Raw genomic sequence first — 4,566 nt, 5'->3', positions numbered from 1 at the left:
CCCGCAACCCCTTCCTCGGCCCCCTTCACGCCGCTCTCCGCGGCGCGGGCTCCGTCCACGGCCGCGCCCTCCGCGCCCGCCTCCGGGATGAGGAACTGTGGGAGGAGTTCGCCGCCGACGCCGCCCGGGTCCTGGAGGAATGAGTTCCAGAGCTGGTTGCCGGTCTGGGTGGGGTGGGTGACCATGTGGACGGCTCCGCCGAGCAGTTCCACCTTGGCCTGGAGTGCTTCGTAGGGGTGCGTGATCGCGTACGGGTCGAGCGGGTTGGCGTTGCGGGCCAGGTTGTTCAGGTCGCCGAGGCCGCGCATGAAGCCGCCGAAGAAGCGCATGTCCTCGGTCTTGGCGGCGTCCCAGGCGTCTGCGCCGTCCAGCTTGAGCTGGTTCAGGGCCGAGGGCTCGTGCGGGGCGTGCTGCAGGGCCCGCTCGAGACGGGCCGCCGCCTCCGAGGCGAGCTGGGTGCGCTGGCGTCTGGCCGCGGCCAGGATCTCCTCCGCCGCGTGCTTGGCCCCGTCGCCCGGGTCCTGCTCCGAGGGCCTGGGCCCGGGGTCCTTCTCGCCCGCCTCGACCGCGTCGTTGTACGTCTTCACCTGGTGCTGGTAGGTGTTCGAGGCGGCCTTGCCCTCGCGGTACTTCGCCACCGCCTCCCGGGCCTGCGCCTGGGCCCACTCCACCGTGTGGGCGAAGTCCTCCAGGCCCGCGGCGGCCTCGCCGCACGCCTCGGCGGCCTGGCGCCACTTGGTCTGGTGGGTGGCGAACTTCTCGCGGAAGGTGTCGGCCGCCTCGCCCTGGAAGTCCGAGGAGTCCAGCTTCTGCATGCCGGAGGCGACGGCGCCGAAGGACTGCGCGAAGGTCCGCAGATGTCCCGCCGTCTCGCGCAGCTTGGCCGGGTCTCCGTGGATGAGTTCCTTCGGGTCCTCGGTCTCGTCCAGTTGCTGTTCGTCCACGTGCGCGCCCAGCTTGGACGCCGTGGAGTCGCCCCAGTCGTCGACCTTGTCCGCCGCGCCGTGCGCGCCGGCCCAGTCGAGCGCGTCGCCCACACCGTGCGCGCCCTCGTCGATGACGTGGCCCGTCGTCCGTTTGACGTGGTCGTAGCCGGACTTGAGCGACCCGACTGCGTGGTTGAACTTGCTCGTGAAGGACATCAGTTGCCCTCCCCCGACCCCGTCACGTCCCGCACGATCGACGGCGACAGCGGGATCGGGCTGCCCGGCACTCCCTCGCTCGTCTCCACGTCCGTGAGCATGCCCTTGCCGGTCTGCTTCACGGAGTTCACCAGGTTCTCGCGGTCCTTCTCGCCGTAACCCGTCGTGGCCGCCGCGTGGTTGATCTGGTCCAGGCTCTCCTTCTCCACCTGGTCGTTGGACGCGAAGGGGTCTCCGACCACGGAGTTGTAGGCGACCTTCAGCGAGCCCTTCACGTACTCGTCCGTCTGGTGGAAGGTGCCGGCCGCGAGTCCCATCCCCTCCGCCAGCGCGTTGCCCTCCTGCATCAGGTCGCGCACTCCCCACTGCCACCGCTCGCAGAAGGTGTGCAGCATCGCGCCGAGGTGGTCGTCGCCGACGGCCATGCCGTCCATCTCCAGGCCGGTGAAACCGCGCCCCGCGCCCGCCCAGCCCTTCATTCCGCCGAGCGAATCCATCTCGCTCAGCGCCTTGTTGATGCCCTCGGCCATCAGCTTCAGCCCCTGCACCCGCAGGTCCGGCTGTCCGCCCCCGCTCGGCGTGGTCATCGCCGTTCCTCCCCCGTCCCACTGTCCGCGTCCGTGTCCGTGCCCACGGCCGGCCCGTTCAGGGCGCACGCCTCCGGCACTATCCCTACGACCGGTGGCAGCACCAGTCCCCGCTCGCCGTCACCGGCGTCCACCAGCACCCCGCACGGCAGCCCGGCCCCGGATCCAGTTCCAGCCCCGGCCACCGCAGGTACGCCCGCGTCCAGGACCGCGGCGCCCCACACCGTCCGGTACCGCCAGGTCCGGTCAGCCTCCCCGCGCGCTCTCGCGAAGCGTCCCAGCGCGGCCTCGTCGGTGAACGCGAGCAACCACCGTGCCCCCTGCAGCTCCACGGTCAGGGCCGCGCCGTTCTCCCCGTACGGGACGAGGACGCGGCTGCGGCGGAACTCCCCGAGCCGGGCGTTGAACTGGCGCCGGTGAGCCCTGAGCCTGGCAATCTCGTTTGCGTCAGCAAGTCTGCCGGGGGCCGGGTGCGGTGTGGTCGCGGACTCGGTTCCGTCGCCGGGCAACGGTTCGTCGCCCGCGCGCAGAATCGTCTGCTCCGCGATGTCCGCCAGCGCCGACCTGCGCGTACGCCCCTCATCCTCGCCCGACGCCCCCGTCGGCTCAGCGCTGGTCACAGCGCCTTCCCCCTCACCGAAATGTCCTGATGCGTTCGGCTGATTTTCGGTCAGCGAACGATCTTCCATGCTCACATGGACGGGATGGCGCGAGCAACGGGCTTCGGATCAATAATGGGCAAAGGTCCGTCAACTCCCGTCGCAGAGCGTCCGGTTCTGATCACATGCGCGGCTCCGCAGCCGGCTGGTCCAGGCGTACTCGCGCGAACTCGATCATCTCGTACGGCCCCTCCTCCCCCGTCTCGTACAGGACCCCGACCGTGTGCCGGTCCACTTGGACCAGGTCGGAGTAGGCGGCCGGTCGTGGGGAGAGGGTGAGCATCTTGGTGAAGGTCCGCCCGCCGTCCGGGCTGCGCCACAGGGCCGGCGCGCGGCGGGCGGTGGGGGTGGAGGGGGCAGAGAACAGCAAAGGGGCTCCTCCACCCCTGAGTTGCAGGGCGCTTCCCTCCACCACCGGGACGTCGTCCAGTGCGGGCTGGGGGCGCCAGGGGCGGTCCAGGGTTTCGCCGCCGTCGCTGGAGTAGGTGTCCACGCGGTTGCCGGGGTTCGTGCCGTTCTGGTCGCGGGACGTGAAGTAGAGCCGACCGTCCGGGAGTTGGGCGGCGGTCGTCTCGTTGGCGTTGGTCCTGCCGTCGTGGGTGGCGTCCGTGAAGCCGAGGTGCCATGTGTGGCCGCCGTCGTCGCTGTAGAGGGCGTGGGCGCCGTAGTACCTGGGCTCCCGGCCGGTGTCGGGCGAGCCGGCCGGCGGGGCGGTGGAGTGGTCGGCGGGGACCAGCAGGCGGCCGGTGTGCGGGCCCCGGGTGAGGGCGAGGGCGTGGCCGGGGCCGGTCGCGTACCAGCGCCAGTGCGCCGGCTTCACCTCGGCCGTGATGTCCCTCGGGCGCGTGAAACTGCGGCCGTCGTCCACGCTGCGCTGCACGAACACCCGGCGGCCGCGGCCGGGTGCGGCCTCCCCTCGCATGATCTGCGCCTCGGTCACCGACCCGCCGTTGTACGAGGTGAGCAGGACGACCGCGCCGGTGCGCGGGTCGACCACGGGGGCCGGGTTGCCGCGGGTGTCGCCCTCCCCCGCGGCCGCGATCGTCAGCGGGCGCCAGGTGCAGCCGCCGTCGGTGGAGCGGCGCAGGACGACATCGATGTCGCCGCTGTCACCGGCGCCGTCGTGCCGGCCCTCGGCGAAGGCCAGGACGGTGCCGCGCCGCGTGGTGACGGTCGCGGGGATGCGGTAGGTGTCGTAGCCGCCCTCCCCGGCCGTGTACGGCACGGAGGAGACGCAGCCGTACGCCGTGTGGGCGGGGTGCGCGGTGGCGAGCGGGGTGAGGAAGGCGGTGGCGGCGAGGAGGACGCGGCTCAGCGGGGTCACGCCCCCATGGTCCCCGGAGTCACCAGTCCGGACTCGTAGCCCACGACGACGAGCTGGGCCCGGTCGCGCGCTCCCAGCTTGCCCATGATCCGGCTCACGTGGGTCTTGGCGGTGAGCGGGCTCAGTCCCAACGCCTCGGCGATCTCGGTGTTGTTGAGGCCCCGGGCGACCAGGGTCAGGACCTGCCGCTCCCGCTCCGACAGGCACTCGGGACCGGCCGTCGGCGGGGCGGAGGGGCTGCGCAGGAACCGCTCGATCAGCCGTGCCGTCGGTCCGGGCGAGAGCAGCGCCTCGCCCGCGGCGACGACGCGGATCGCGTCGAGCAGGTCGGCGGGGCGGGTGTCCTTCACCAGGAACCCCGAGGCGCCGGCGCGCAGCGCGTCCACGATGTGCTCGTCGGTGTCGTAGGTGGTGAGGACCAGGACCCGCACCCCGGCCAGGTCCTCGTCGGCGGCGATCAGCCGGGTCGCCTCGATGCCGTCGAGCCCGGGCATGCGGATGTCCATCAGCACCAGGTCGGCGCGTTCGGTGCGGGCGAGGTCGACGGCCTCGCGGCCGGTGGCGGCCTGCCCGACGACCACCATGTCAGGCGCGGTCTCCACGAGCATCGCGAACGCGGCCCGTACCAGGGCCTGGTCGTCGGCGAGCAGCACCCGTACGGGGTTCACGGGGTGCCTCCCAGCGGCAGTACGGCCGTCACCTCGAAGCCCGGGGCGTCCGCGCGCGGCCCCGCGGTCACCGTCCCGCCGACGCTGCGCGCCCGCTCCCGCATCCCCAGCAGTCCGTAGCCGGGCGTGCCGGGGGTGCCGTTCCCGGCCTTCCCCGCGCTGTCGGCGTCTCCGGCACGCCCGGCT

5 protein-coding genes and 1 pseudogene are annotated in these 4,566 nt (G+C 72.5%); all 6 read right to left on the bottom strand.

Annotation, left to right across the window (positions count from 1 at the left end; translation table 11 throughout):
* A partial coding sequence (locus V7E45_RS38930) for a putative T7SS-secreted protein (protein WP_333779014.1) occupies positions 1-1,142 on the bottom strand: 1,142 nt, incomplete at its 3' end.
* Positions 1,142-1,729: a hypothetical protein gene (locus V7E45_RS38925; protein ID WP_333779013.1), complete on the bottom strand. Its 588-nt coding sequence runs from the start codon at positions 1,727-1,729 to the stop codon at positions 1,142-1,144. The genes V7E45_RS38930 and V7E45_RS38925, both read right to left, overlap by 1 nt.
* Positions 1,726-2,349, bottom strand: a complete 624-nt coding sequence (locus tag V7E45_RS38920) for a hypothetical protein (protein ID WP_333779012.1) — start codon at positions 2,347-2,349, stop codon at positions 1,726-1,728. Before V7E45_RS38920 ends, V7E45_RS38925 begins: the two co-directional genes overlap by 4 nt.
* A 160-nt stretch (positions 2,350-2,509) precedes the next feature.
* A complete protein-coding gene (locus V7E45_RS38915; protein WP_333779011.1) occupies positions 2,510-3,712 on the bottom strand; it encodes a sialidase family protein in 1,203 nt (400 codons plus the stop codon).
* The gene (locus V7E45_RS38910) at positions 3,709-4,380 is read right to left on the bottom strand and encodes a response regulator transcription factor (protein ID WP_333779010.1); all 672 of its coding nucleotides are present in this window, start codon (positions 4,378-4,380) and stop codon (positions 3,709-3,711) included. The genes V7E45_RS38915 and V7E45_RS38910 overlap by 4 nt, the downstream gene beginning before the upstream one ends.
* A pseudogene (locus V7E45_RS38905) lies at positions 4,377-4,566 on the bottom strand (sensor histidine kinase); the annotation flags it as partial. The gene V7E45_RS38910 and the pseudogene V7E45_RS38905, both read right to left, overlap by 4 nt.

It is taken from the genome of Streptomyces sp. IBSBF 3136, from assembly GCF_036815105.1.
Lineage (GTDB): Bacteria > Actinomycetota > Actinomycetes > Streptomycetales > Streptomycetaceae > Streptomyces.
The sequence above is the reverse complement of the archived record's forward strand: the minus strand, read 5'-3'. Positions and strand labels throughout refer to the sequence as shown.

Excerpts from the sequence above, each read along its gene's own strand:
- V7E45_RS38925 (WP_333779013.1), bottom strand. The coding sequence starts at position 1,729 with ATGACCACGCCGAGCGGGGGCGGACAGCCGGACCTGCGGGTGCAGGGG.